The 25370-nt window shown below is 73.0% G+C and carries 19 protein-coding genes; 1 reads left to right on the top strand and 18 read right to left on the bottom strand.

What is annotated here, in order from left to right; all coding sequences use genetic code 11:
- Positions 1-11 precede the first annotated feature (11 nt).
- From OG943_RS08210 to OG943_RS08145, 14 genes are all read right to left on the bottom strand, one after another.
- Positions 12-644: a hypothetical protein gene (locus OG943_RS08210; RefSeq protein WP_328609093.1), complete on the bottom strand. Its 633-nt coding sequence runs from the start codon at positions 642-644 to the stop codon at positions 12-14.
- A 120-nt stretch (positions 645-764) separates the two neighbouring features.
- Positions 765-1043 carry a hypothetical protein gene (locus OG943_RS08205; protein ID WP_328609092.1) on the bottom strand — a complete coding sequence of 93 codons (279 nt, stop codon included), beginning with the start codon at positions 1041-1043 and terminating at the stop codon, positions 765-767.
- Entirely contained in the window at positions 1040-2995 is a 1956-nt protein-coding gene (locus OG943_RS08200) for an AAA family ATPase (protein ID WP_328609091.1), read from the bottom strand. The genes OG943_RS08205 and OG943_RS08200 overlap by 4 nt, the downstream gene beginning before the upstream one ends.
- Positions 2992-4257: a DUF4255 domain-containing protein gene (locus OG943_RS08195; protein WP_328609090.1), complete on the bottom strand. Its 1266-nt coding sequence runs from the start codon at positions 4255-4257 to the stop codon at positions 2992-2994. The genes OG943_RS08200 and OG943_RS08195 overlap by 4 nt, the downstream gene beginning before the upstream one ends.
- Positions 4254-4988: a hypothetical protein gene (locus OG943_RS08190; RefSeq protein WP_328609089.1), complete on the bottom strand. Its 735-nt coding sequence runs from the start codon at positions 4986-4988 to the stop codon at positions 4254-4256. The genes OG943_RS08195 and OG943_RS08190 overlap by 4 nt, the downstream gene beginning before the upstream one ends.
- Positions 4985-5707, bottom strand: coding sequence for a hypothetical protein (locus OG943_RS08185; RefSeq protein ID WP_328609088.1), 723 nt, complete (start codon positions 5705-5707; stop codon positions 4985-4987). Before OG943_RS08185 ends, OG943_RS08190 begins: the two co-directional genes overlap by 4 nt.
- A gap of 4 nt (positions 5708-5711) precedes the next feature.
- A complete protein-coding gene (locus OG943_RS08180; RefSeq protein WP_328609087.1) occupies positions 5712-6233 on the bottom strand; it encodes a phage tail protein in 522 nt (173 codons plus the stop codon).
- 13 nt (positions 6234-6246) lie between these two features.
- Positions 6247-7902, bottom strand: a complete 1656-nt coding sequence (locus tag OG943_RS08175; RefSeq protein ID WP_328609086.1) for a phage tail sheath family protein — start codon at positions 7900-7902, stop codon at positions 6247-6249.
- A gap of 54 nt (positions 7903-7956) precedes the next feature.
- Positions 7957-8175 (bottom strand): hypothetical protein, encoded by a 219-nt coding sequence (locus OG943_RS08170; protein ID WP_328609085.1) that lies wholly within the window; start codon positions 8173-8175, stop codon positions 7957-7959.
- 53 nt (positions 8176-8228) lie between these two features.
- Positions 8229-8987 (bottom strand): AfsR/SARP family transcriptional regulator, encoded by a 759-nt coding sequence (locus tag OG943_RS08165; protein ID WP_328609084.1) that lies wholly within the window; start codon positions 8985-8987, stop codon positions 8229-8231.
- Between the two features lie 97 nt (positions 8988-9084).
- Positions 9085-10548, bottom strand: coding sequence for an eCIS core domain-containing protein (locus OG943_RS08160; RefSeq protein WP_328609083.1), 1464 nt, complete (start codon positions 10546-10548; stop codon positions 9085-9087).
- A gap of 80 nt (positions 10549-10628) precedes the next feature.
- On the bottom strand, positions 10629-13472 hold the full coding sequence (locus OG943_RS08155; RefSeq protein ID WP_328609082.1) for a helix-turn-helix transcriptional regulator: 2844 nt from the start codon (positions 13470-13472) through the stop codon (positions 10629-10631).
- 574 nt (positions 13473-14046) lie between these two features.
- On the bottom strand, positions 14047-17118 hold the full coding sequence (locus tag OG943_RS08150) for a lantibiotic dehydratase (protein ID WP_328609081.1): 3072 nt from the start codon (positions 17116-17118) through the stop codon (positions 14047-14049).
- A 117-nt stretch (positions 17119-17235) separates the two neighbouring features.
- Positions 17236-17397: a hypothetical protein gene (locus OG943_RS08145; protein ID WP_328609080.1), complete on the bottom strand. Its 162-nt coding sequence runs from the start codon at positions 17395-17397 to the stop codon at positions 17236-17238.
- A gap of 151 nt (positions 17398-17548) precedes the next feature.
- On the opposite strand from OG943_RS08145, the gene OG943_RS08140 reads away from it, so the two are divergent.
- Positions 17549-20392 (top strand): AfsR/SARP family transcriptional regulator, encoded by a 2844-nt coding sequence (locus OG943_RS08140; protein WP_328609079.1) that lies wholly within the window; start codon positions 17549-17551, stop codon positions 20390-20392.
- A 247-nt stretch (positions 20393-20639) separates the two neighbouring features.
- On the opposite strand, the gene OG943_RS08135 is transcribed toward OG943_RS08140, so the two are convergent.
- The 4 genes from OG943_RS08135 to OG943_RS08120 form a co-directional block, all read right to left on the bottom strand.
- The gene (locus tag OG943_RS08135; protein WP_328609078.1) at positions 20640-21563 is read right to left on the bottom strand and encodes a trypsin-like serine peptidase; all 924 of its coding nucleotides are present in this window, start codon (positions 21561-21563) and stop codon (positions 20640-20642) included.
- Between the two features lie 470 nt (positions 21564-22033).
- Positions 22034-23626: an ABC transporter ATP-binding protein gene (locus OG943_RS08130; RefSeq protein ID WP_328609077.1), complete on the bottom strand. Its 1593-nt coding sequence runs from the start codon at positions 23624-23626 to the stop codon at positions 22034-22036.
- The gene (locus OG943_RS08125; RefSeq protein ID WP_328609076.1) at positions 23623-24450 is read right to left on the bottom strand and encodes an ABC transporter permease; all 828 of its coding nucleotides are present in this window, start codon (positions 24448-24450) and stop codon (positions 23623-23625) included. The genes OG943_RS08130 and OG943_RS08125 overlap by 4 nt, the downstream gene beginning before the upstream one ends.
- Positions 24447-25361 carry an ABC transporter permease gene (locus OG943_RS08120; protein WP_328609075.1) on the bottom strand — a complete coding sequence of 305 codons (915 nt, stop codon included), beginning with the start codon at positions 25359-25361 and terminating at the stop codon, positions 24447-24449. The genes OG943_RS08125 and OG943_RS08120 overlap by 4 nt, the downstream gene beginning before the upstream one ends.
- Between the last annotated feature and the right edge of the window lie 9 nt (positions 25362-25370).

The following is a 25370-nucleotide window of genomic DNA, read 5'->3' as shown; positions in this document are numbered from 1 at the left end:
CCGTTGGCTCCTTAGATGCCCGGCACGCCGACGTCGGTCACCGGATGGTCGACAGCGGCGGCGAACCGCTCCTTCTGCTGCAGGTGGGCCAGGTAGAGCCGGCCGCCCTTGTGCTGGTACCCGAGGTCGTCCACGGTGAGCACCCGCACCCCGACCGAGACCTTGGCGCGGATCGGGTTGAGCGAAGCGTCGAACGCTTCTTCGGTGACGCTGAAATCGGTGATCCGCACCGGCACGACCCGCCGCGGCCCGAGGACCAGCACGGTCAGCGGCGATTCGGCCGGCGCGATCTCGAGCCGCCCGTTGCCCGCGTCGTCGTTTTCGCTCCACAGCTGGTCGTACGTCGGCGAAATGCTCGCCTCCAACGCATACAGGAGCGGAAACAGGCCGTCGGGATACTTGCCGGGCTCCTCGGCGGCGTCGAATTCCGCGTCGAACTTGTACGACTCGTGCGGCGGCCCCTTGAGCCGCAACGCTTCCAGCCGGTCCCCCGGCTCGCTGCCGATGCCCTGCACCTGCAGCGTGCGGGTCAGCGTGTCCGGGTTGTACTGGAACGGGATCGTCTTCTTCGGCTTCCCGTTGTCCGGGTTGACCAGCACGAAACCGCCGCGGACGGGGTTGAGGCTCTGCGGGAAGGTGCTCACCGCGGTACCTCCTCTTCGCGATTGTTTCCGGGCTTGGTTGTCTTCGGCGCGCACTCAATAGCCACGGTCGACCTCTCCCCTCGACCCACGGTCCAGTCCACTGTCGTCTTCGGCGCGCACTCAATAGCCACGGTCGACCTCTCCCCTCGACCCACGGCCCAGTCCATTGTGGATCGCGCGGGCGATGTCCTGTCCGAGCGCGACGGCCGTGCCGTCCTCGGGCAACCGCAGGGCGGCCCGCCGCACCCGCGCGGACTCCGGCCAGGCGTCCGGCCGGGAAGCCGTGAACAGCCTGGCCAGTTCCGCTTCCAGGGCCGCCCCGAGCACGCGGGCCTGTCCCGGCGGCAGGTCGAGGCCGTCCAGCACCACCCGGTCGATGCGCACCTCGACGGTCGTCACGCGGTCGCCTCCGCCCAGGTGAAATCCCGTTCCTTGACCGGCAGTTCGAGCTTCCGGAACTCGCTGCGGGCGGCGTCCAGCACGGTCCCCATGGTGATCGGCGAGCCGGCCGCCGCGGCCAGGAACGCCGCGTTGAGCGCGATGTTGCGGGTCATGCCGCCGCTCACCGGGAGCTGCGCCAGCCGGTCGAAGTCCAGCCCGGTGTGCGGGGCCTTCGCCGGGAACGCCCGGCGCCACATGGACTCCCGCTCCGCCGGGCCGGGGAAGGTGAACTCCACGACGAACCGCAGCCGGCGCAGGAACGCGGTGTCCAGCGCGGTCCGCATGTTCGTGGTCAGTATCGCCAGCCCCGGGTGGGACTCCATGCGCTGCAGGAGGTAGTTGATCTCGATGTTGGCGTACCGGTCGTGCGCGTCACGCACCTCGCTGCGCTTGCCGAACACCGCGTCGGCCTCGTCGAAGAGCAGGATCGCGCCCTCGGCGGCGTCGAACAGCCGCCGGAGGTTCTTCTCGGTCTCGCCGATGTACTTGCTCACCACCGCGGACAGGTCGACCCGGTAGAGGTCCAGCGCGAGCTGCTTCGCCAGCACCTCGGCCGCCATCGTCTTCCCGGTGCCGCTCGGCCCGGCGAACAGCGCGCTCAGGCCGAGGCCACGGGTGATCCGCTCGCCGAAGCCCCAGGCGTGGAACACCGTGCTCCGCTGCCGCACCTGGCCGGCGATCTCGCCCAGCTGGCGCCGGGCCCGTTCCGGCAGCACGAGGTCGTCCCAGCCGACCTTCGGCTCCAGCCGCTCGGCGAGCGACTCCAGCCGGGGCCGGGTCCGCGCGCGGCACACCCGCCACGCCTCGGCCGGGTCGCCGCCGGCCTCCACGGCCACTTCCACGATCGCCGGGACCTCCAGCGCGAACTGCGCGGCGAGCGCGTCGACGTCGGCCTCGGACCCGAGGACGGCGTGCCAGGCCGCCGCCCGTTCGGCCAGGGTCGGCGGGCCGGCGTCCAGCACCAGCGACGGGCGCGACAGGTCGGCCCGGATCTCCCGGGTGGCGACCACGACCGGGCCGGTGACCCGGTCGAGGAACCGGGAGACCGGCGGCGCGGACGCACCGTTTTCGTCCGCGTCCCCGACTTCGAGGTACAGCGCCAGCGGCAGCAGCAGGGCCTCCCGCTGCCACAGCCGGGCCACCTGGTCGAGCTCGGCGGGCCGCGCCGGCAGCAGCGACGCGGGGAGCCGGTACCCGAGCAGCCCACAGGACTCGGCCGCGTGCGCGGTGACGAGCTGCTTCGCCGCGTCGCCGGAGCCGGCCAGCTGCACCACCGGGCCGGCGCCGTCCGCCGCCTGCCAGTGCCGGGCGACCTGATCGGCGGCTTCCCGCTGGGACGGCGGCAGCGCGGCCCCCGCCGCGGCGAAGATCCGCGTCACCAGCGGAGCCAGCCGGTGATCAAGATGGCCGAGGCCCTTCAGGTAGTCGACCACGCGCTCGTCCGCGCGCAGCGGGGCGGACACCACGCCGTGACCGGGGCCGGGCAGATCCTCGATGAGCCGCCAGAACCGCAGTCCCCCTTGCGGCGAAACGGCTTCCCACGCCGGGCCGGGCAGCGCGGCGAGCGCCAGGGCGAACGTCGGGTACGCCAGCCGCTCGTCACCGTGAGCCCGCGCGCACAGCGCCGCGATCGACGGGTCCAGCTCGATCGCCGCGCACAGCAGCAGGGTGTCCCGCTCGAACCGGGACAGCCCCAGCCGCCCGGCCAGCACCACCAGCGCGGGTGGCGGAGTCATCGCCTCCGCGTGCTCCACCTCCCGCGCGGCCGAAGCCACCCTCTCCCCGAGACCGTCCACAGTGGATTCATGCGCCTCGATGTGCCGGCACAGCACCAGGCGCAGCCAGGCCAGCGAGGCGGCCAGGAACTCTCCGTTGCCCGCCTCCCACCCGTCGCGGGCGTCCGTGGTCATGATCCGGTCACCGTGATCGTCTGCGTGGCGTCGAACTCCGGCTTCACGCCGGTGCGGTCGATCAGCAGGCTGTCCACCCCGCCGACGCGGAGCCGGGCGAGGTGGGTGCCCAGCGGCGCGTCCGGCACGTCGAAGGTCAGGTCCGTGCCCCGCACCGGATCCTCCGGCAGCGCCGCCACCGCCCGCCGCTCCAGGACCGAGCGGGACCCGATCAGCAGGAGCACCGGCTGCCCGGCCCGCACCGGCGGGCTGCAGCGGAGGTGGACGACCGCGGTGGTGCCGGTGCGCCGCACGGTCGCCGGCATCGGGCTCGTGATGGACGGCGCGATGGCCAGCGGGACCTCGTTGGTCGTCGTCGTGACCTGCTCCCCCGCCACGGTCACGGTGCTCACCAGCGCCACCGACCACAGGCCGGCCAGGTAGGCCCGCGCCGGTCCGGACAGGTCGAAGCGCACCTCGGTGCCGCTGACCGGCCCGGGACCGATGCTGACCGGATCGGGCAGCAGCGGATGCGTGAGCACGATTTCCGTGGTGCCGCCCAGGTTCGCGCCCCGGACGACCACCCGGCCGCCGGCCGGCGCCGCGGACTGCTCGTGCTCGCGGCCGTCGGCGCCGACCACGACGGGCACCGCCGCGGCCAGCTCCGGGAACGGCGACTCCGCGCTCGCCGCGGCGCTGGGGCCGAGGTCCCCCGGGCCCCGCTTGAGCACCGGCACCGGGGTTCGCGGCGGCCGCCTGCTGTCGATCAGCACCGGGCCGACCTCGAACGCCACGGACAGCCGGTACCCGGTCTGGAACGCCGACCAGAGCGAGTAGATGTCCTTCTCGCCCAGCGGCTGCCAGGTGATCCGGATCAGCTCCGGCTGCTCGGAGACGTCGCTGTGCGAGGGCACCTGCCGCAGCCGGTCGCGGCTGAGCACCGGGTGCTCGTGCAGGATCCGCATCGCGCCGCCCAGCATCCGGTGCGCGGTCACGTCGTGCCCGCCCGGGACGAACGCGGTCAGCAGGTAGTGCAGGACGAGCGGCAGCGACGGGTCGCCGTGCTCGCCGGGCCGCAGCCCGGGCGGGTCCTCGTTGCGCAGCGCCGAGTCGGTGTCGATCTCGTAGAGGAACAGGGTCAGCCGCGGGTCACCGCCCGCGCCCGAGCTCGCGTGCGGTGGTTTCGCCTCGACCTGGGCCCCGCTTTCGACCTCGCGCGTGCCCTCCAGCACCAGCTGCACGAGCGCTTCGGTGACCGCCTCGACGGCGTTCGCGTCGCTCATCCCCGGTCACCTCCCGCTCTTTCCTTCAGGTATTCGTCCAGGCCGAGCACCGGCCGCCGGTGCCGCTCGGGGCGCGGCGCCGGAGCCGGCCCCGGCACGGCCTTGATCTCGACCCGGCCGATGCTGATGTGCACGTCCGGTCCGGCCGGCTCCGCCGCTCGCCGCGCCATCGGCGGCCGGGGTGGGCCGGCCGGCGCCGGTCCCGGCCGGGCCCGCGTGACCGGATGCGCCCGCACCGGTTCGGACGCCGTCGTGGAAGCCACTGCCGCCGGTGTCACTGCCATCGGTGCCGCTGCCGGGAGTTCCGCCGCCCGGGGTGCCACGGCCGCCGGGGCCATGGCCACCGGTACCGCGACGACCGGCGCGGCCGTGCCGATCGTCACCGGCAGCGCGACCGGGTCGTCACGCTCTTGCGGCACCTCGCGGACCGTTTCCCGGACCAGGCGGCCCGGCGGCCGTTGTGGTGCCGCCGGTTCGACCCTGGTCTCGTGCGTCTCCCGGCTTTCGCGGACGAACGTCGCCGGCTCGGCCGCCGGCACCACGATCGGGACCGGCGAGGGCCCGTCCGGCGGCGCCACCGGCTCGCCCGGCGGCCCGGACTCGCTGAACGTGCCCATCGGCAGCGCCGGCGGAGTCCGCAGCGGCGCGGCGGGCTCGAACAGCATCGGCACGACCGGCCGGATCGGCGCCGCGCCAGGCCGGCCGAGCAGCCGGTCCACGAAATCGTTCACCCCACGCTCCCCGCGAGTTCCAGGTAGTACCGCCGCCGGACCGGGCTCACGGCGAGCACTTCGCTCTCCGACCAGCCGTAGCCGAGCGCGAGCGCGTGCACCTCGTGCAGCAGCCGCCGGGCGTAGACGTCCAGCTCCGTCCACAGGTAGGCGCCGATGTCGAACGGTGCCGCCCAGTGGTGGCCGCAGGCCGCGCAGTCCAGGCCCAGCCGGACGTCCGCCTGCGGATCCTCAGTGGACAGTGCGTCCGGGAGGGCGGCCAGCACGGCGTCCGGCAGCTCCGGCGCGGGCACCTCCCGGCCCTCGGACCGGGCGGCGACCACACACCGTTCCAGCAGCCGCCGCCGCGCGTCCGGGGCCTCACGCCGGATCGCCAGCAGGTCCCGGCTGGTGACCGGCCGGAACTCCACCTCGTACCCGCCGGCGGCCACCATCGCGGAGGCCCCGGCCGGCGGGACCGCCCGGACGTCCTCATCGGACAGTTCCAGCTCGAGTTCCTCGGCGCAGGCCGGGCAGGTCACCAGGCCGGACCACCCCGGCCCGAACCAGTTTTCCCGCAGGGCCAGCAGGAAACCGTCCCGGTGGCCGACGGCGAGGTCGGCCACCGTGGCCGGCTCCGCCCCGCCCGCGACCGCCAGCGTCAGCGCCCGCCGCACCGCGCCGAGCCCCAGCGCCGCCTCCCAGGTGCCCAGCAGCGCGGCTTCGGTGAGCGCGGCCACCGCGTCACGCCGGGTCTTCGAAGGAGACGTCCTCGGGCTCGGGCAGGTCTTCGGCCACCCAGCCCTCGTTCTCCACCTTGATGTGCTGCACGGCCACGGCGTTGGCGTTCGAGTCCAGATCGGACACCGGCTGCCACTCCGAGACCCAGCAGTTGTAGACCTGGTAGGACAGTACTTTCTGGCCACCCTCGTTGAACACGTCGACGATGAGGTCGCGGCGGAAGTCCTTCAGCGAGGTCTCCAGGCCGCCGCCGGAGTTCGTGAAGCTCCACACCCGGTTCGCCCACTGCTCGAACGCCTTGTCCACGGTCACGCCGCGTTCGAGCGTGATCGGGTCGTACTCGGTGCGGCCGGGCAGCTTGAAGCTCGTCGCCGGGTCGCCGCCGGAGCGGTGCTTGATCACCTCGGTGGACCGCTTGAACCCGGTGACCTTGCTGACCCCGAGCATGTACTCCTCACCGCTGAACTTCACCCGGAACCGGAAGTTCTTGTACGGATCACGCCGTTTCGTCTTGCTGTCGGACATGGCTGGCTGTCTCCTAGACCTGAATCGCGCCGGCGAGCTGCTGGATGTGGATGAGCACGAACTCCGCGGGCTTCAACGGGGCGAACCCGACGAGGATGTTCACGATCCCCCGGTCGATGTCGTTCTGCGGGTTGTTCGTGGCGTCGCACTTGACGACGTAGGCCTCTTTCGGTGTGCGGCCCTGGAACGCGCCCTGCCGGAACAGGGTGTTCATGAACGCGCCGACGTTCAGCCGGATCGAGGACCACAGCGGCTCGTCGTTCGGTTCGAACACCACCCACTGCGTGCCGCGGTAGAGGCTCTCTTCGAGGTACAGGGCCAGGCGCCGCACCGGCAGGTACTTCCACTGGTTCGCCAGCACGTCCGCGCCGCGCTGGGTCCGCGCGCCCCAGACCACGTTGCCCACCACGGGAAGGCCGCGCAGGCAGTTGACCCCGAGCGGGTTGAGCACGCCGTTCTGCTTGTCGGTCAACGGAACCGTGAGGTCGGTGACGCCGCTGAGCGTGGCCTCGGTGCCGGCCGGGGCCTTCCACACCCCGCGCTGCACGTCGGTGCGGGCCCAGATCCCGGCGAGCACCCCGCACGGCGGGAACTTGCGCGGCGCGTTCTCCTGGTTCACGTCCGGCAGCACGATCTGCGGGAAGTAGAGCGCGGCGTTCTTGGCGTTGTCGTCGTTCAGGACGAAGACCGGGCCCGTGTGCCGCACCGCGGCGGTGACGTGGGCGACCGTCTTCCAGTCCGGGTCGGGATCGACGATCAGCATCGCCCGGCGTTCGACGCAGAACGCCATCGCCTCGGTCAGGATGTTCGCGCCGCTGATCAGGCCCGGCTCGCCCGGCAGGCAGAGCATGTTGAAGATGTCCGCGTTCAGCAGCGCGTACAGCCCGGTCTTGGCTTCCTGGTCGCCGAGGTAGTCCTTGTGGCTCGGCGCCGAGCCGTCGAGCCCGCCGCTCGCGGCCGTGTACAGGTTCTGGCCCTTTTGGTCGTCCGGGAACGGGTCGGAGCCGTCGGTGACGTCGGCGTGCGCGGCGGGCCGCTGGTCGTCACCCTCCGCCGAGCCGATCAGGCTCGAGGACGCGAGCACGTTCTTCAGCGCCCGCGAAGCCGCGCGGTCCTTGCTGACATTCAGGTACTGCTCGGTGACGCCGGTCTTCGCGTCCCGGATGGTGAGGTTGTAGAGCTTGTTGTCCGGGTCCAGTGCGGTGTCGTAGTCCACCCGGGCCCGCAGGGTGTTGTCGTTGGCCCAGATTCCGGGACTGGCCGCGAACAGCTTCACGCCGCCGGCCAGCGTGATCGACGCCGCGACGGCGAGCACGGCGGCAGTCTCCGGCGCCGGGGCGGCATCCGGCGCCGCACCCGCGACGGCCGCCGCGTCGACCACGGCCGGCAGCGGGGTGCCGTCCTTCCGCACCACCCGGACGATCTCGGCCTCACTGCCGCCGTTGGCATAGAACTGGTAGACCGCGTACGCCAGGTCGGTGCCGGCGTCGAGCCCGCCGAACTCCTGCTCGTAGTCCTCCCAGCTGGTGATGTGCACCGGCTTGTCGACTGCCCCGCGCGGCGCGGTGCCGAGGAACGCCGCCGTCGAGGTGGGCACCCCGACAATGGTGCGAACCGCACTCGGCAGCTCGTCGATGTAGACACCCGGGTAAGTGGGCGTGATAGGCATGGCCGTCTCCCTCCGCGGCTTTCCGGCCGTGATCGTCAGCTTTCCGTGGTCGCGTCACCGCGGCGTCACATCGGGCGCACCGCCGCCGGAGATCGCCCGCAGCCAGGCTTCCGCCGAGGCCAGGACCTGTTCTCTGGAGGTCACGAGCGCCGCGGTCACCTCTTCGGCGTTCACGTCCGTCGTGCTCATGACCCGGATCCACAGCAGACCGTCGGGCGTGCGCCACGCCCGCATGAGGTGCAGAGCGACCTGCTCCGTGGCATCACCCGACATGTCGAGCAGTACAGCGGTCCGCCGTCACCGCGGCGTCACTGTTCCCGCAACGGTTACCGGGCCCGCTGGATCTGGCCCAGCAGTGCCCGCGCGCCCGGGCTGGGCGCGACGCCGAGTTCAGTCCGCAGAAGCTCGACCAGCGCCCGGTAGACCCGCACCGCTTCACCGTGGTTGCCCTCGAGCAGGTGGACCCGGATCAGGCTGCGGTGCGCGCTCTCGCGAAGAGGCTCGCCCTCCACCGCGGTCAGTGCGGCGTCCACCGCCTCCACGAAACGTCCTTTCGCGGCAAGGCGTTCGGCGAGGCGTTCGAGCGTGTGGAGCCGCAGCTGGCGCCAGCGCTCCCGGAAGACGAACAGCCAGTCGTCGCACCAATCCGGCAGCAGGTCGGTGGACAGCAGCGCGGTGACCGGCGCGCAGTCCGCCGGCAGCTCGCCCGTCGTCGTCAGCGACCGCGCCAGGTCGAACGCCGCCCGCACGTCGACCGCGACCGGGCCGGCCAGCGAAAGCCACTCCGGCGTCACCCCGACCAGACCGCGGTGGACCTGCCCGACGCGCCACAGCGTCGTCCGCAGGCTCCCGGCGCTCTGTTCCCCCGAGACTTCCCCCCACAGCACATGCGCGGCCTCGGCCCGCCGCACCGGGCGATCGCGCAACGCGAGGAACACCACCAGCCGTTGCGCGGCCCTGGACAACGGAAGATCGTTTTCCGCTTCACGGACCGCGAACGCGGGCAGCATCCGCAGCACGAGGGCGTCATCCGGCCCGGTGCTCTGTTCTGCTATCCCCTGTTGTCGCGGCGTCGGTCTCGCCACGAGCCCCTGTGCACCCACGTCTCCCCCTCAACCCCTCAACCCCTCCGATAACGCGTATCGGATGATCTCGGTCGCACCCCGCGCGGCGCCATCCGTGCTACCACGTAACTTTCGCCGGCCCGCGGGGGCGCGGGGCGACCGACAGCAGGCGCTGGTCCCGCGCGAAGGAGAGGAACTGGAGGTAGGTGCGGACGGTGAACGCGTCGGCGGGCCAGATCTGCTCGCCGGGCGCCAGTGCCGCGCCGGTCATCCGGCGGTACCGGGCGTTGACTGCCTCGGTGACCCGGAACAGCACGCCGACGTCGCCGATGCCCGCGATCCGCTCGGACACCGAAACGCCCCGCGCCTCGTCCGCGAGGAACCGCTCCAGGCCGGTGGCGAGGACAACCCGTTTCAGGGAGCCGCCGAGTTCCCGCCAGGCCCGCTGCTCGACCGGGGTGTACCCGGCGAGGTTCCAGCTGTCCGGATCGAGGATGGTGACGACGCCGCCCAAAGCCCGCCCCGCCGCGTCACCGACGCCGTGGCCGATCTCGCCGGCGGCGCGGGCACCGGCCGCGAGCTTCGCGGTGAACCCGCCGGCCCAGTCCAGGACCGCCGGCGTGACGGTGTCGGAGGCACTGACCCCGTAGGTGCCGGAGAACTTCATCCCGGCCTCCGCGCCGAAGCTGAACGCGGCCGCCACCCAGCCCTCTTCCCCGGACAGGAGACCGGTGCTGACCGAGAAGCCCGCCCCCGCGAGCAGCTGCACCGAGCCGCCCACGCTGCCGCCCGCGTACGCGCCGGAAACGTTGCCCGCCTTGCCCATCGGACCGAGCCGGAACGCGACGACCACCCCGCCGGCGGCCCCGGCGACCGCCCCGACGCCCAGCTCGCCGTAGCCGAAGACGTCTCCGGTCAGCTCGCCGGACTCGACGTTGACGAAGAACATCGTGTCCTGCCCGCCGCCGACGCCGGGCCCCGCGCCGACGGTGCCGGACAGCCGGAACCCGATCGCGACGCCGGTCACCTCCCAGCCGATCAGCCGCAGTACCGGCACCGGCCCCTGGACCACCCGCCGCGCGACGGCGGTGGCCCACGGCGGGAGCTGCCCGAGCACCGCCCGGGTGTTCGCGCCCGGATCGGCCTGCCGGGCGACGCCGCGGGCGCTGGCCCCGGAAACCGGCACCGGTCCGGCGCCGGTTCCGACAACCGCGTCCGCCGCCGTGTCGGCCGCCCGGTCGAGCCCGTGCCCGGCGGCGAAGCCCGGTGCCGGCGGACCGCCGCGGCGCTGCTGCACGACGTGGGCGAGTTCGTGGGCGAGCGAACGGCGGCCGTCGCCGGTCCCCGGGCGGTACTCGCCCGCGCCGAACACCACGCCCTCGCCCACCGTGTAGGCCTTCGCGCCCAGCGCGGCCGCCGACTCGGCCGCGGGCCGGTCCGTATGCACCCGCACCCGGCTGAAGTCCTGCCCGAACCGTCCCTCCATGAACTGCCGGACCTCCGGCTCGAGTGGCCGTCCGCCGCCCGGCACCTCGTCCCGGACCGGCCGCGCCGGCTCCCGGGCCGCACGCACGTGTTCCATCGAGAGCCCTCCCGGTCGCCGGCCCGCCGCCCAGCAGTGTGGCCGGGGGCCGTCACCGCCGCGTCACCGCCGGCGCCGGGTCACCGCGCCCACTGGGCCAGGCTGACCCGCGACTTGAGGCCGAGCTTGCGATAAACGTTGCGCAGGTGGGTTTCCACGGTCCGCTCGCTGAGGAACAGCCGGCCGGCGATCTCCGCGTTCGACAGTCCCTGCCCGAGCAACGCGGTGATCTCGGATTCCCGCCGGGTCAGCACCCCGGCCCGTGGGGCGGGCCGCGTTCCCCGCGCCGGGAACGGGCTGCTGCCCACCGCGTCGAACACCGCCCTCGCCGAGGAGGCCGGCTCCGCGGATTCGGACCGGGGCACCAGCCCGGCCAGTGCGAGCTCCGCGTGTGCGGCCAGCAGCTTCATCCCCATGGCGCGCAACGCGGTCACCGCGCCCCGCACCAGCTCCGCGGCCTCGGCCCGGGCGCCCCGCGCGCTCGCGGTGAGCCCCTGCTGCAGGTCCGCCAGCGCGTCCGGCACCGGAGCGTTACGCCCGGCCGCGCGGAGCAGGCCGGTGACGCGGTCGGCTTCGGCCAGGTCACCCGCGTGGACCGCGGCATACCCGGCGAAGGCCGTGCGGAGGCAGTTGAGCTGGACGTCCCCGAACGGCAGCGTGCCGGTGAGCGGCGGGGCCTCGGCCGGCACCCCGCGCCGGAGCGCCAGCGCCGTCGCGGCCAGCTCGACCGCGTCCTTCAGATCGACCTGCTCCGGGTCGTAGTGCCGGCGGGCGCCGGTCAGGTCCGCGTCCGCCCCGTCGAGGTCGCCCCGCTCGGCCCGCAGGAACGACCGCATGGCCAGGGTCCGGCTCTCCAGCCGGTCGCCGCCGACCCGGCGGGCCTCGGCGACCGCGTGGTCCAAATGGGACAGTGCCAGAACCACGTCACCGGCGAGGTAGCGGGTGGTCGCGAGCATCGTTTCCAGGTAGCACGTGGCGGCCGGGAGCCACAGCCGGACCGGCGCCGTGCTGTCGACGTCCGCCACCCGGATCGCGGTGGCGAGGTCGCCGCGGACGGCGGCCAGCCCGTTCAGCATCATCCGGATCGGGAAGGCGACGTGCGGCGCGTCGCCGCCGCAGCGCGACGCCAGTTCCAGCGCGCCGGCCAGCTCGGCGGACGCGGTCGCGAGATCGCCGGAAAGCGCGGCGAGCACCCCGGCGCCGAGGCCGGCCACCGCCCGGCCCACCGGAGTGTCGTGTGTGGACGGAAGTTCGGCGAGTTCCTTGGACACCAACGCCAATTCCGGGATGTCGACGTCGCGCAGCGCGATGATCCAGTGGATCATCAGCCGCATCGGCGGGTCCGTGTCCGGCCGCCGCCCGCTGGCCCTGGCGAGCCCGACCGCCGTCTGCACGTTCCCGCGCTCGGCCTCCAGCAGCGCCTGCAGGTGCCGCCAGGCCCGCAGTCGCTCGGCGTCCTGCCCCCGGCGCTCGCCGAGGGTGACCGCGGCGTCCAGCAACGCGGCGGCCTCGCCGAGCCGGCCTCGCCCCTGCTCCACCCGGGCGAGGTCGACGAGCAGCGCGGGCACCGCCTCGGGCCGCGCGCCGCGGGCCCGGCGCAGGGCGGCCGTGAGGTAGTCGCCGGCCTCGTCGAGATCGCCCACGGTCAGCGCCCGCCGCCCGGCGTCGCTGAACACTTCGACCGCGCGGGCCGCAGGAACACTGTCGCCACCCGCGGCGTAGTGCGGCGCGGACGCCACCGTGCTCCCCTCGCCGGTGGCATCCAATGCGACCCCGACGGCGGCGTGCAGCGCGCGCCGTTCGGCGACACCGAGTTCGCCGTAGACCGCCTCGGCGTACAGCGGGTGCGCGATTTGGTAGTGCGGCTCGGCCCCGGACCGGTGCTCGACGACCAGCCTCGTGCCGACCAGGCGGCGCAGCGCGGCATGCAGCACCGGGGAATCCAGCCCGGCGACCGTGCCCAGTACCGGCGCCCGGCCGTGCACCCCGGCCACCGCGACCACTTCGAGCAGCCGGCGCTCGGTGTCGCCGAGCAGGTCGACCTGCTCCAGCACCACGTCCCGGATCACCTCGGGCAGCGGGCCGGACATCCGGCCGGTGGCCAGGTGCCGGGTCAGCGCGACCGCGAACAGCGCGATCCCGGACGCCCGGGAGGTCACCGCCCGCAGCAGGGCGAGTGAGGGCGGCGCACCCAGCAGGTGCCCGACCAGTTCACTCACCGCCCGGTCGGTCAGCGGGGCGAGCTCCAGCAGCCGGCCGGAGGGATCGCGGCGGGTCGCCGCCGCCATCGCGGTGATCGCCTCGTTGGCCACGCCCGAGCGGAAGCAGGCGAGCACGACCACCGGCAGGTCCCCCGAGTTCCGGCCGATGTAGTACAGCAGCTCGACCGTCCCCCGATCGGCGCAGTGCACGTCGTCGAGGAACAGCAGGACCGGGTTCCGGGCGGCGAGCCGCCGGGTCACCGCGAGCACGGACTCGTACATCCGGGTGCGCTGCAAGGCCGGATCCCCGGTGGACGGCGGCTCGGGCCGGAGGCCGGGGAACAGCACGCCGAGCTCCGGCGACTCGGCGCCCAGCCCGGCCGGCGCGCTCAGGTGATCGCGGAAGGCCTGCACGATCGGCGCGTACGCCAGCCCCGACAGCAACGGGTCGGCCCGCCCTTCGACGACGGTGAACCCCTTGGCCCGCGCCAGCCCGACGGCCTCCGCGGCCAGCCGCGACTTGCCGATCCCCGGCTGTCCGCACACCAGCACGCCGCCGCCGCGCCCCGCCGCCGCGGCGTTGATCGCGTCGGCCAGCACGGCGAATTCGGCGTCGCGGCCGACCAGGGGTGTGACCGCGCCGGGCCCGCGGGGCACGTCGGTCGCCGCGCGGAGCCGGCTTTCCTGAGGCGGGTTCACCCGCCCGGCCGCTACCGTCTCCATGTCCCAGCCTCCCGGGGAGCAGACGAACGGATCATACTGTCCGCTCTCAGACAGCCGGAGGGATTTTCCCCTCGGATAAGAGAGGCCGGAACGGGCCGGCTGATACATCCGCGTGACAGCCGGGCGGGGTTTCCGCCTTTTGCCGGAACGCCCTGTCACACACCGTGCGAAAAGAGCCGGGTCAGTAGCGCCGGTACGCCAAAACGAGCAAGACGGCCGCGGCATGGTTCACCCGCATGGCCGAGCGGGTCGCGTCCGTCCGCGCGGGCTACTCATCCGTACGGCCTGAGGGTGCGACCGGACGGACGCGCCCCCTCCGGCAGCTGCCGCGCCGGACGTCCAGCGGCCCGTTGGCGAAAGTACGGGGATTCTTTCGGAATACGCCGGCGCCGGCTTTCGTCGATCGCCGCGCGATTACTCAGCTAAATAGTTCCGGCCGTCCGCGCTTAGCCGCGCCGGGCCGGCTTCGGCGGCGGCCGGCTTTCCGTCCGGTTTCCAGCCCGATCGTGAAGCGTTCGAGCGGGCCGCCGTCCGGTGGTTCGGCAGTCCGGCCAGTTGAAGGGGAAGGTCAGTCTCAGCCGGGCCACCGGCTCCGGATCGTCCGGAGCGCGTGGCTCCACAGGCGGTGGCAGGCGAGTTCGAGGTCATGGTCGGTGCCCAGCAGGCGATTGACCTGCAGGTGCGCGATGCCGTCCACGACGGTGTGCTCCGCCGTGGTCAAGGTGCCCTCGCCGGCGGCGGCCCTGGCCAGGGCGCCGGCTTCCGCGAGCGGAGCGGCTTGGGTGCCGAAGACCGCGGCCAGGTCCGCCCGCATCTTCGCGATCGGTGAGCCGGGCGGCACCTCGGGGGCGAGGAGGTCGGCGAGCAGGCGGCGGTCGGGCCGGGCCGGGTCGTTCTCCTCGCTCGGCCGGGGCAGGCTCGACGCTCGGGCCAGGCGCTGGTCGAGGTCGAAGCCCCAGTCCCGGTACACGCACTCGACCGCGTAGGCCGCCACGACCAGCCGGGGCAGGTCGTCCGGCCCGGGCTCGGCGAGGAATCGCGCGGTGGCCGCGCTGCTCGCGCAGAACACCCGCTCGACCGCCGCCATGGTGTCCGGGCCGCCGTACCGGATCAGCTCCGGCGAGTAGGTGTTGAGCACGAGGTCCGCGGCCAGCCCTTCGCCGACGAGCCCGCGAGCCCACTCCGTCCAGCCGGCGAACAGCGCGCCCATGTCACCCAGCCCGGTGCGCACCCGGATGCGCAGGTGCGGCGCGGGGTCGGCGTACCGCAGGTAGAACCACTCCTCGTCCGGACAGACCGCTGGTTTGGACCACATCCGGCTGACGATCCCCTCCATCGCCGTCTCGGTCGTGTACAGCTTCATGGACAGCCAGGTCCCGCCCGGCAGGTGCCGCCGCGGGCGCCGGCCCACGCTCAGCGCGGCCCGGGGAACCTCGGGCGCCGGCGGCCGGGGCGCCGACCGGGCGGTCAGCGGGATCACCACCTCGCTGACGTGCCTTCGGCCGTCGGCCCCGGAAACCCACAGATCGTCGAAACCCGGGTACATCTCCTGCAACGGCAACCAGGTGCGGCCACGCTCCGCCGTACGGCCCAGCTCGGCCCGCAATTCCGTTGTGGACAGTGGGTGGTCGAGGTCGAGCAGCAGCCGGCGGTCCTGGTCGGCCAGGTACACCCACCGCGGGACCTGCCAGGTGGAACGCCACGCGCGCACGGCTTCGGCCAGCGCCTCGTCGCTGTCGAGCGCCGCCCGCCCGAACGTGCCGGGCACGCGGATGTTCCACTGCGCCAGCCGAAGCACGATCCGGCCGCGCCGGACGCGCGGCAGGAACGGCGCCGTCTCCGCGGTCCCCCAGTCGAAGCGGGCCGGGGCCGCGTCCCCGTCCTGCGCGCTTTCCAGGAGGAACCGGCACACGTCCGGGGCGCTCTGCGGGTTGAGCATGTGCCCCTGATGGATCCGGATCCGCCGGCCCAGCCGCTCGGAGTACGCCGCGAACCGGTCGCCGTCGAGGCCGATCACGATGTCCCGCAACGGGATGACCCGATCCGCGGCGACCGAGGGCGTGACGTTCACCGGGATCTCGTGGCTGCGCATGATCGGGTGCACCGTGACGTTCGCCGCCCGGCCCTGCACCGGGAGATAGCTCAGCTCCGCGTGCACCACATCGGGATCGGCGGCGGTGTCCTGGGCCAGGAGATGGTCGCGCACCTGGCCTTCGGCCGAGCGGGGCAGCAGGTGGACGAACCGGCCCACGGTGCGCCCGGCGGGGGCGAAGGATCCCGGCGGGAGCACCGCGTTCCACTCGCCACGGGGGATCGCGTCCGCGGAGGCGGCCGCGATCTGCACCGTGACGTCCAGCCCAGGGGCCGGCGGACGGCGGTCTCGCCCGTCGTCGGGCTTCTCGGGAATCAGCTCGGCGAGCCGCGGGTCCGCGAGGTCGACCTCCAGCTGCCCGGTGCGCAGGGCCTCGGCGAGCAGCGGCAGCGCGTACGGCCGCTCGAGATCGGGCGCGGCCCGGTTCGGGACCGCGAACATCTGTGCCCCACCGGGATTGAGGTAACCCGACGGGCTGCCGAGGCCGTGCTCGGGGCTGAGCAGATCCGTCAGCGGGACCAGCCCTTCCCGGCCGTACCGCTCGGTGAAGGCCGCCCGGTAGTCCGTCAGGTGCGGGAACCGCGGTGCCGGCCCCATTACCCGGCCGAGCCAGGTCACCGCCTCGGCGACCTCGACGCCCACTTCCGCGGGCACGGTGCAGCCGGGGATGCTCAGCGCCGCGTCGACCTGGCAGGTGCGGCCGGACCCGTCCGGGAGCAGTTCCCGTTGCGCCGAAAGCAGTTCCCGCATCGGCGCGGACGGGGACAACAGGTCCTCATCGCACCGGGCCATCAGCGTGCTCACCCGCAGCAGCGCCTCGTACGCCGCGCGGGCCGGGGGCACGTGGGCGAGCACGTCGATGACGTGCCGTTCCGGGCGGGGCTGGTTCAGCGGCGGGCGCAGGTCCGTGATGAGGAACCGCAGCTCGTGCAGCCGTCCGACCAAGGCCTCGACGCGGTCCCCCGGCACACCGGGAAATTCGGCGACGACCCGTTCGACCAGTTCCCCATACGGGACCGGCGTGACCGCCTCGTCGAGCAAATGGCGTACGACTTCGGTGGCACGAAGGGAAACGCCGCGCAGATCGTCCTTCCCGTAGACGTCCGCGGGCCGCAGCACGAGCCGCTCCCCCACCAGGTAGGCGAGCGGGTTCGCGGTCAGGCGCAGAAAGGGCAGGACGGCCGCGTCCGATTCGACGGCCTCGATGACGTCCAGCAGCCAGCCGAGATCCGCGCGGGTGTGCCGCTTGAGCCCGCCGTCGATCACGGCGGTGCAGTGATCACCGAACTCGCCCCAGGAGACGGCCGCGAAGAGGCCGAACGGCGTAGCCCGGGTGGACATCCGGATCAGGTAGCGCAGCAGCCCGGACCGAAGCCGGCGCCGGCGGGTCGCGGCGACCTGGCCCTGTGCGTTCCGGTCGAGCGCGTCCACGAGGTCGGCGGAGGCCACGGTGAGCGCGGCCCGGACCAGCGGATCGCCGACCTGGTCCCACAATCGCGCCTCATCGCCGGAGCCCGGGTCCGAGAACAGCCGGCGGGCGGTCTCCGCGGGCAATGTCGGTGCGCGAAGCAGGAAAAACCCCGCCGGCCGATACGAGACCGGCCCGCGGGGAAGCGGTCCGTCAGCGGTCGTCATGTGCTCCGCCGCCGACGGATCCACTGTTGTCACGCCTCAGCAGCGCGGGCGGTCGACCCCGTCGGCGTGCCCCGTCGCAATCGTCGGTGTCAGGTCGATGGTCATGTCGGTCGTGATCGAACCGAAGGCGAGGCTCGGCCGCCGCGTCGGCTCGTCGATTCTCACGTCCAGATCGAACCAGCTGTCTACTTCATGCATGGTTTCTCCCCTGAATCTGCCGCTTGCCGCGGGCGAGCCTAGCAGGCAATCGGCACCGGTTCACGCAGTTTCGAAACGGTTACGGCACCCGGTCCGCCGACGACGGTAAAGTCGGTCTCGGAATGCGCGAGTAGCGGGGAAGGAGCTCGGCTTGGAGTTCGGGCTACTCGGTTCTCTGCAGGTGCGCGGCACGCTCGGGGGAATCTCCCCACGACCGTCCCGGCAATCGGTACTGCTGGTCACCCTGCTGTCCCGCGCCAACTCACCGGTTTCCATCGGGGAACTGGTCGAGGCCGCGTGGGGCGAGCACCCGCCGGCGGCGGAAAACGCCGCCGTGCACACCACGATCAGCCGGCTGCGGCAGATGCTGTCCGTTTCCGTCGATCCGGCGGGCTACGACCGGATCGTCACCGACACCATGGGTTATTCGATCCGGGTGCTCGACGGGGAACTCGACGCGTCGGTCTTCCGCGGGCTGGTCGCCGAAGGCCGGGCCGCGCTGGACGGCGGCCGCGGCGCCGAGGCCGTCGTCACGCTGGAACGCGCGCTGGACCTGTGGCGGGGCAGCACCGCGGCCAGCGGGATGTCGGGCTGGTTCGTCGAATCCCTGCGGGGGCCGCTCGACGACCTGCGGCTGTCCGCCACCGAGGACCTGGCCAGGGCCAGGCTGATGATCGGCCAGGCGGACGCCGTCGCCGAGGAGCTGCGGGGACTGGTCACCCGGCACCCGTTCCGGGAACGGCTGTGGGAGCACCTGATGCTGGCGCTCTACCGGACCGGCAGGCAGTCCGACGCGCTGGACACCTTCCGCGAAGCCCGCCGCACGCTGATCGATCAGCTCGGCATCGAGCCCGGGCCGGAGCTGTGCGGGCTCTACCGGCGCATCCTCGACAACGACCCGGCGCTGCTGGACGTGGCGACCACCGATCCCGGGGCGGTCGTGGTCACCCGCGCCGAGCCGCGCCAGCTGCCGGCCGACGTGGTGAACTTCGTCGGCCGGGAGCAGGAGCTGCAGCGGCTCGACGCCTTGACCGCGGGCCGGGACGCCGCGGACGGCGGCGGGCCCATGGTGTTCGTGGTCGACGGCGGGGCGGGCATCGGCAAGACCGCCCTCGCGGTCCGCTGGGCGCACCGGGCGCGCGGCCGCTTCGACGGCGGTGACCTCTACGTCAACCTGCACGGGTTCGACGCGACCGGTTCGCCGACGGACCCCTTCGAAGCGCTCGACCAGCTGCTGCGCGCCCTGCACATCACCCCGTCGGAGATCCCCCGCGGCCTGGAGGAACGGGCGGCCCTGTACCGGACGGTGCTGTCGGACCGTCGCCTGATCGTCGTGCTGGACAACGCGGCCGATGCCGAGCAGGTTCGCCCGTTGCTGCCCGGGTCCTCCTCATGCGCGGTCATCGTGACGAGCCGCAAGCGCCTGTCCGGGCTCGTGGCGCGCGAAGGCGCGGTCCGGCTCACCGTCGGCTCGCTGGGCTCGGACGACGCGGCCGCACTGATCCGCCGGATCAGCGGGCCGGGCCGCTCGGATGTGTCCGGCGAGGCGCTGGACACGCTGATCGGGCTGTGCTGCCGGATCCCCCTCGCGCTGCGCGTCGCCGCGGAACGGCTGACCCTGCGCCAGCACGGCACCCTCGCCGATCTGGTCGACGAGATAGGGAGCAGACAGAGCGCCCTGTCCACGCTCACGCTGCCGGAGGACGCGACGAGTTCCGTCCGCACCGTCTTCTCGTGGTCCTACTCGATGCTGGGCCCGGCCTCCCGCCGGATGTTCCGGCTGCTGGGCCTGTTCCCCGGCGAGCACACCAGCGTCCCGGCCGCGGCGGCGCTGGCCGGGGTGAGCGTGGCCGATGCCCTGGACCTGCTGGAATCGCTGGTCAGCATGCACCTGCTGGAAGAGGTCGCGGATCGCCGGTACCGGCTGCACGACCTGCTGCGCGACTACGCGCGGGAGCGGGCCGAGCTGGAGGCCGAGGACACCGGCCCGGACCGGGCGCTCACCCGCCTGGCCGGCTGGTACCTCTGCACCGCGCGGAACGCCACCGTGGTCATCCTGCCGCCGTCCCGGCCGCGGCGGGCGGTGCCGGTCCAGCAGGAGCCCGGGATCGAACCGGTGACCTTCGGCAGCTACCGGCAGGCCCTGGACTGGTTCGAGGCGGAGCGGGTCACGCTGATCGCCGTCGCCGATTACTGCGTCCGGCACGAGGTGCACGACCTGGCGTCCCAGCTGCCGGCCGCGCTGTGGGGGTTCTTCCAGGTCCGCGGCTACACCGGCGACTGGATCACGACCCATGAGCGGGCCCTTGCCTCGGCCCGGGCGATGGGCCTGGCGGTGGAGGCACCGGCCCTGTGCAACCTGGGCACGGCTTATCTGGAGGCCTACCAGTTCGACCGGGCCGTCGAGTACCACCAGCGCGCGCTCGTCCTCGGCAACGAACTGGGAGACGCCTGGGTGGTGGGCGTGTCCACCGCGAACCTCGGTGAGGGATACCGGCGGGCCGGTCGCTACGAACTCGCCAGGACCCACTTCGAGCAGGCCGTGTCGCTGGGCGAAGCGAACGGGAACAACTGGCTGTACGCGTTTTCGCTGGGCAGTCTCGCCACCGTGCTCAGTGCGCTCGGCGAGCACGACGAGGCGACCGGGATGTACGACCGGGCCTTGGTGATCCACCGGGAGCACGGGGACCACTACCAGGAGGCGCGGTGCCTCCAGGGGCTCGGCGACGCCTACCGCAGTTCGGCGAAGCACCGCGATGCCAAGGACAGCTACCTGCGCGCGCTCGCGCTGTGCCGGGAGATGGGCAACGGGCTGGACACCGCCCGGATCACGTACAGCCTGGGCGAAATCGAACTCGAGCTGGGGCAGCACGCCGAGGCCGAAGCGCACTTCAAGGCCGCGGACGAGATCGCCGGCCAGCTGGAGGACTCGCACCGGGCGTTGCTGCGGGCCCAGTTCCAGGAGCACCGGGACCAGCGGGACTCGCAGGGCTGAGCGCCCGCGCGCCGCACTGTCAGACAACTGTAAGCGGCCGCCGATAGCGTTGCCTGCGTCAAGCCGGCGAGCCGGGGGACGGCTGAGCCCCTCCGGCCGCACGCGCTTGATCCCACCGCTTACCTGCGGATCGCCGGCGGTTCCGTCGGGCGGGTGCCCGGTTACTGGGGGTGGCACCCGCTCGACGGACTCCACCGGCTTCGACGGTTTCGCCGGCGATCCGGACGGGCGAAAGGACGGCTCCGGCTCAGAGCCCGCCGGCGCGCTGGTAGAGATCGTGCACGGCGTCGCTCAGGGCCGCGCCGGAGAGGTTCTCGGTGACGCCGTTCTCGTTCACCGCTCCCCGGCTGGTGGTGGCGAAGATGGTCCCCTTGCCGGTCGCGGCGTCGAAGTCCCGCAGCCACGGGCCCCCGCTCGCGCCGCCCGCGAGGTCGCAGTCGGTCTTCCAGTCGGTGTAGACCGAGTTGGCGTCCAGGGTGGCGGGCCGGGTGCAGGACACCAGCGCCTCGCCGTGGGCCAGCTGGGACACCGGGTAGCCGAGCATGGTCGTGTCCACCGGCCCGGTCACCGGGTCGAACGAGATGTCCTGGGTCCCCGCCGCGTCGGCGACGTGCCGGCCGCCGACCGGGTCCAGGACGACCGCCCCGTCGTCGTCGAGCGCGCTGGACGGCCCCTGGTAGGTGTCCGACCAGGCGAACGCCCGCGCCGGGAACATCCCGTGCGGCTGCTTGCCGTGGTCGTAGCCGGGCACGAACACCATGTTCGTCATCTTGATCGGCTGGTCGTTCCGGTCGGTGCCGCCGTCGAGGCAGTGCCCGGCGGTGAACACCACGTCCTTGGTCGGGCTGGGCACCACGGTCGCCGTGCAGGACTCGTCGCCCCCGGGCACCGCCGTGAAGAACAGCCGCCCGACACCCGCGGGAACGGGCCCCGGCCACAGCTTGCCGATCGTCTCGGCCGGCGGCAGCCCGTCGAACTCGCCCTGCTGCTTGATCCGCTCCGGCGTCCAGTAGGCCAGGGCCGCCGCCCGATCCCCCGCGGCGACCGTGGTCACCACCTGCCCACTGGCCGCTCTCGCCGCGACGGCCGGGACAGTGATGGCCGCCAGCGCGACACCGAGGACCGTCAACACCGCACGCGGACGGGTCAGCGCCCGTGACTTCTCGCTCATACAAAGTGGACGCGGCGGGCCTGGTGAGGTTGTTCATCCGGTCCGGTGGCTGACACTCTCTGGACGCTCGGCTCGGCGAACTCGGCGCAAGGGGGCAGCGAAAATGACCGAAAGCGTTTTCTCCGGGCTGAACCTCGACGGCACCCTCCACACCGGTCTCGCCGCGGCGAGCTCGTCATCGACCTCAGCGGCCACCGAATCGGCGGACCTCTTCCACACCGCGCTCGCCGGGTTCGGCCGGTGCGGGGTGATCGTGCGGGCCACGCTCCCTCTCGCATCAAGGTTTACTACCCGACCGCCGGCGAACTGCTTACGCAGCAACGCAAACTACTCGCCTTGCTCCGCTTCGCCGGCGCTTCCGGGCTCGCCGGCGAGATGGTCGAGAGCAATCGGCGCTGGTACGACACCGCCGTCGACCTCGGCGGCACCAGGTATCCCGTCGGCGCCCTCCCGTTCACCGAGACACCCGGCTACGGCTTCGGTGCCGAAGACTGCGCCACCGACAGCCGGGGAATCGTGTCGAGCAGCTCTCGTGTGTAGGCGTGCGCCGGGTCGGCGAACACGGACGCGGTCGGGCCGGCTTCGACCACCTCGCCGGCTCGCATGATCATCACCCGTTCGCAGACGTCGGCGACGACGCCGAGGTCGTGGGTGATGAACAGCAGGGCCACGCCGGTCTGCGCGCGCAGCCGGGCGAGCAGTTCGAGCACTTGCGCCTGGACCGAGACATCCAGTGCTGACACCGGCTCGTCGCAGACGAGGATCCGCGGGTCGGTGGCCAGTGCGCGGGCGATTGCCACGCGCTGCCGCTGACCGCCGGAGAGCTGGTGCGCGCGCCGGGCCGCCAGTTCGGGACGCAGCCCGACCTGGTCGAGCAGTTCGCCGACACGCAAGCGGCGAGCGGATCGCGGGCCGCCCACCGCCTCGCCGACGATCCGGCCGACTGTCCACCGTGGATCGAACGCCGCCGTCGGGTTCTGCTGGACGAACTGGATTTCGCGCCGCCGCGCCCGCCGCCGCCGCTCCGGCTCGGCCGACCAGGGCCGTTCGTCGAGCAGCACCGCGCCGGAGTCGGGCCGGATCAGCCCGAGCACCACTCGCGCCAGCGTGCTCTTGCCGGAGCCGGATTCGCCCACCACGCCCAGCGCCTCACCCGCGCCGAGGCGCAACGACACGTCGTGCAGCGCCACCCGGCCCCCGCGGTAGGTCTTCCCCAGCCCGGTCGCGGTCAGCACCGGAGCCGCCGGCTCAGGCGCGGGGCGGGGCCGTCCCTTCGGGATCGCCTCGATCAGCTGCCGGGTGTACGGGTGCTCCGGCCGGCCCAGCACCCGGTCGGCCGGCCCGGACTCCACGACCCGGCCGTCGCGCATCACCAGCACCCGGTCGGCCAGCCGGGAAACCACCGCGAGGTCGTGGCTGATCAGCAGCACGCCCCAGCCCTGATCGCGGTAGTGGCCGAGCAGGTCGAGGATCCGCTCCTGCACGACGACGTCGAGTGCGGTGGTGGGCTCGTCGGCGATCAGCAGCCGCGGGCCGGCGGCGAGGGCCGAAGCGATCAGCGCGCGCTGCCGCAGCCCGCCGGAAAGCTCGTGCGGGTACTGCGCGGCCCGGGTGCCCGGATCGTCGATCCCCGCCTGCCCCAACAGGTCCAGCACGGTCCGGGACCGCGCCGCGGCGGTCTGCTTCGGCTGGTGCACCACCAGCGGTTCGGCGATCTCGGCCCGCACCCGGCGCAACGGGTCGAGGCTGCTCAGCGCGTCCTGCGAGACCATGCCGACCCGCGAGCCGCGGACCTTCCGCCAGTCCGCCTCGTCGAAGGCGAGCGCGTCACGGCCTTCCACCACCAGCCGTTCGGCCCGGACGTGCGCGTTCTTCCCGGCGAGGCCGAGCAGGGTGCGGGCGGTGACGCTCTTGCCCGAACCGGACTCGCCGACCAGCGCGACGCACTCCCCCGCCGCCACCGCGAGGTCCACACCGTCGACTGCGGGCTCGCGGTGGCCCTCGAACCGGACGGTCAGGCCCGCCACCTCGACGAGGTGGCCGTCCTTCTCAGCGATGGTCATCGTTGTGCCCGCGCCCTCAGTTTCCGGCCCAGTACCGTGAAAGTGACCACCACGAGCACCACGCTCAGCCCGGGGAACACGGTCAGCCACCACGCGATGCCGAGGAAGTCCTTGCCGTCGGCGATCATCAGGCCCCACTCCGGGGCGGGCGGCGCCGGGCCGAGGCCGAGCAGGCTCAGGCCCGCCGCGGAGATGATCGTCGTCCCGGTGCCCATGGTGGCCAGCACCACGAGCGGGCCGGCAATGTTGGGCACCACGTGCCGGACCAGCGCGGCCGAGCGGCGCGCGCCCACGACCCGCGCTGCCTCCACGTACTCGGCGAGCACGACCAGGCGGGCCTGGGAGTACACCAGCCGCGCGTAGTTCGGCACCGCGGCCATGCCGATCGCGATCGCGACCCCGCCCGCGTCGCCGCCGATCACTGCGACGACCAGCAGCGCCAGCACGATCTCCGGGAACGCCAGCAGGACGTCGACCAGCCGCATCAGCGGACCCGCGGCGAATCGCCCGCCCGCCACCGCGAGCGCCCCGATCACCAGCCCGCCCAGCACGCCGATCACCGTCGCGGCCATCGCGATCGTCAGCGACGCGCCCGCGCCGTAGACCACCCGCGCGTAGACGTCGCGGCCGAGCTGGTCGGTGCCGAAGACGTGCGAAAAGCTCGGGCCTTCGAAGGTGTGCAGGAAGTCCGTCGCCGAGGGCGACTGGGCGGTGAACATCCCCGGGAACACCACGACCAGCGCCAGCACGCCGAGAATCGCCAGGCAGGCCACCACGGGGAGGTTCCTGGGCCGCCCGCGTACCGCGACAGCGACGGCGGTCACCGGTCCACCTCCGCTCGCAGGCGTGGATCCACGAAGGGCAGCACCAGGTCGACGACCAGGTTGATCACCACGAACGCGGTAGCCGACAGCAGCACGACCGCCGTCACCACCGGCAGGTCGCGCCCGGCCGCCGCGGCGACCAGCACCCGGCCGAGCCCGGGCCGGGCGAACACGTTCTCGATCAGCACCGCTCCGCCGATCAGCATCCCGAGGATCCACCCGGTCAGCGTCAGCGCGGGCAGCAGGGAATGCCGCAGGGTGTGGTTCAGCCGCAGCCGACGGTCGGTCGCCCCCCGCGCGCGCACGGTCAGCGCGAACGGCATCGACTCCGCCGTGCGCACTTCCTGGGCCATCACCTGGGTCAGCGCTCCGGCGATCGGGAACGCCAGGGTGAGCGAGGGCAGCACCAGGCCGGCCGGGCCGGTGTCGCCGATCGCCGGGAACAGCGGGATCGCGAACGAGAACAGCCCGAGCATCAGCGCGCCCACCCAGAACGTCGGCACCGAGACCGACAGCACGCTGAGCCCGGTGAGCACGGTGTCGGCCGCCCGGCCCCGGCCGGTCAGGAACGCGGTCACCAGCACGGCGATGCCGGCACCCAGCACGGCCGCGGTGACCGCGAGCTGCAGCGTGGGACCGACCTGGGACGACAGCAGGTGCGTCACCGGTTCCTCGCGCTGGTAGGACCAGCCGAGGTCACCGGAGAGCAGTGAGCGGAGCCAGCGCAGATATCGTGTCCACAGTGGATCGTCCAGTCCGTACTCGGCCACGATGCGGGCCCGCAGCTCGGGTGTGGGCGGCGGGCCGGCGCCCACGATCGCGGACACCGTGTCGCCGCGCAGGGACAGCACCAGGAAGCACAGCGTCGCCGCGCCCCAGAGCACGAACACCCCGGAGGCCAGCCTGCTCACGACGTGGCG

Origin of the sequence: Amycolatopsis sp. NBC_00345 (assembly GCF_036116635.1) — a bacterium.
In the GTDB taxonomy this organism is placed as follows: domain Bacteria; phylum Actinomycetota; class Actinomycetes; order Mycobacteriales; family Pseudonocardiaceae; genus Amycolatopsis.
Note: the sequence above shows the minus strand (reverse complement) of the source record. Positions and strands in the feature narration are given on the sequence as shown.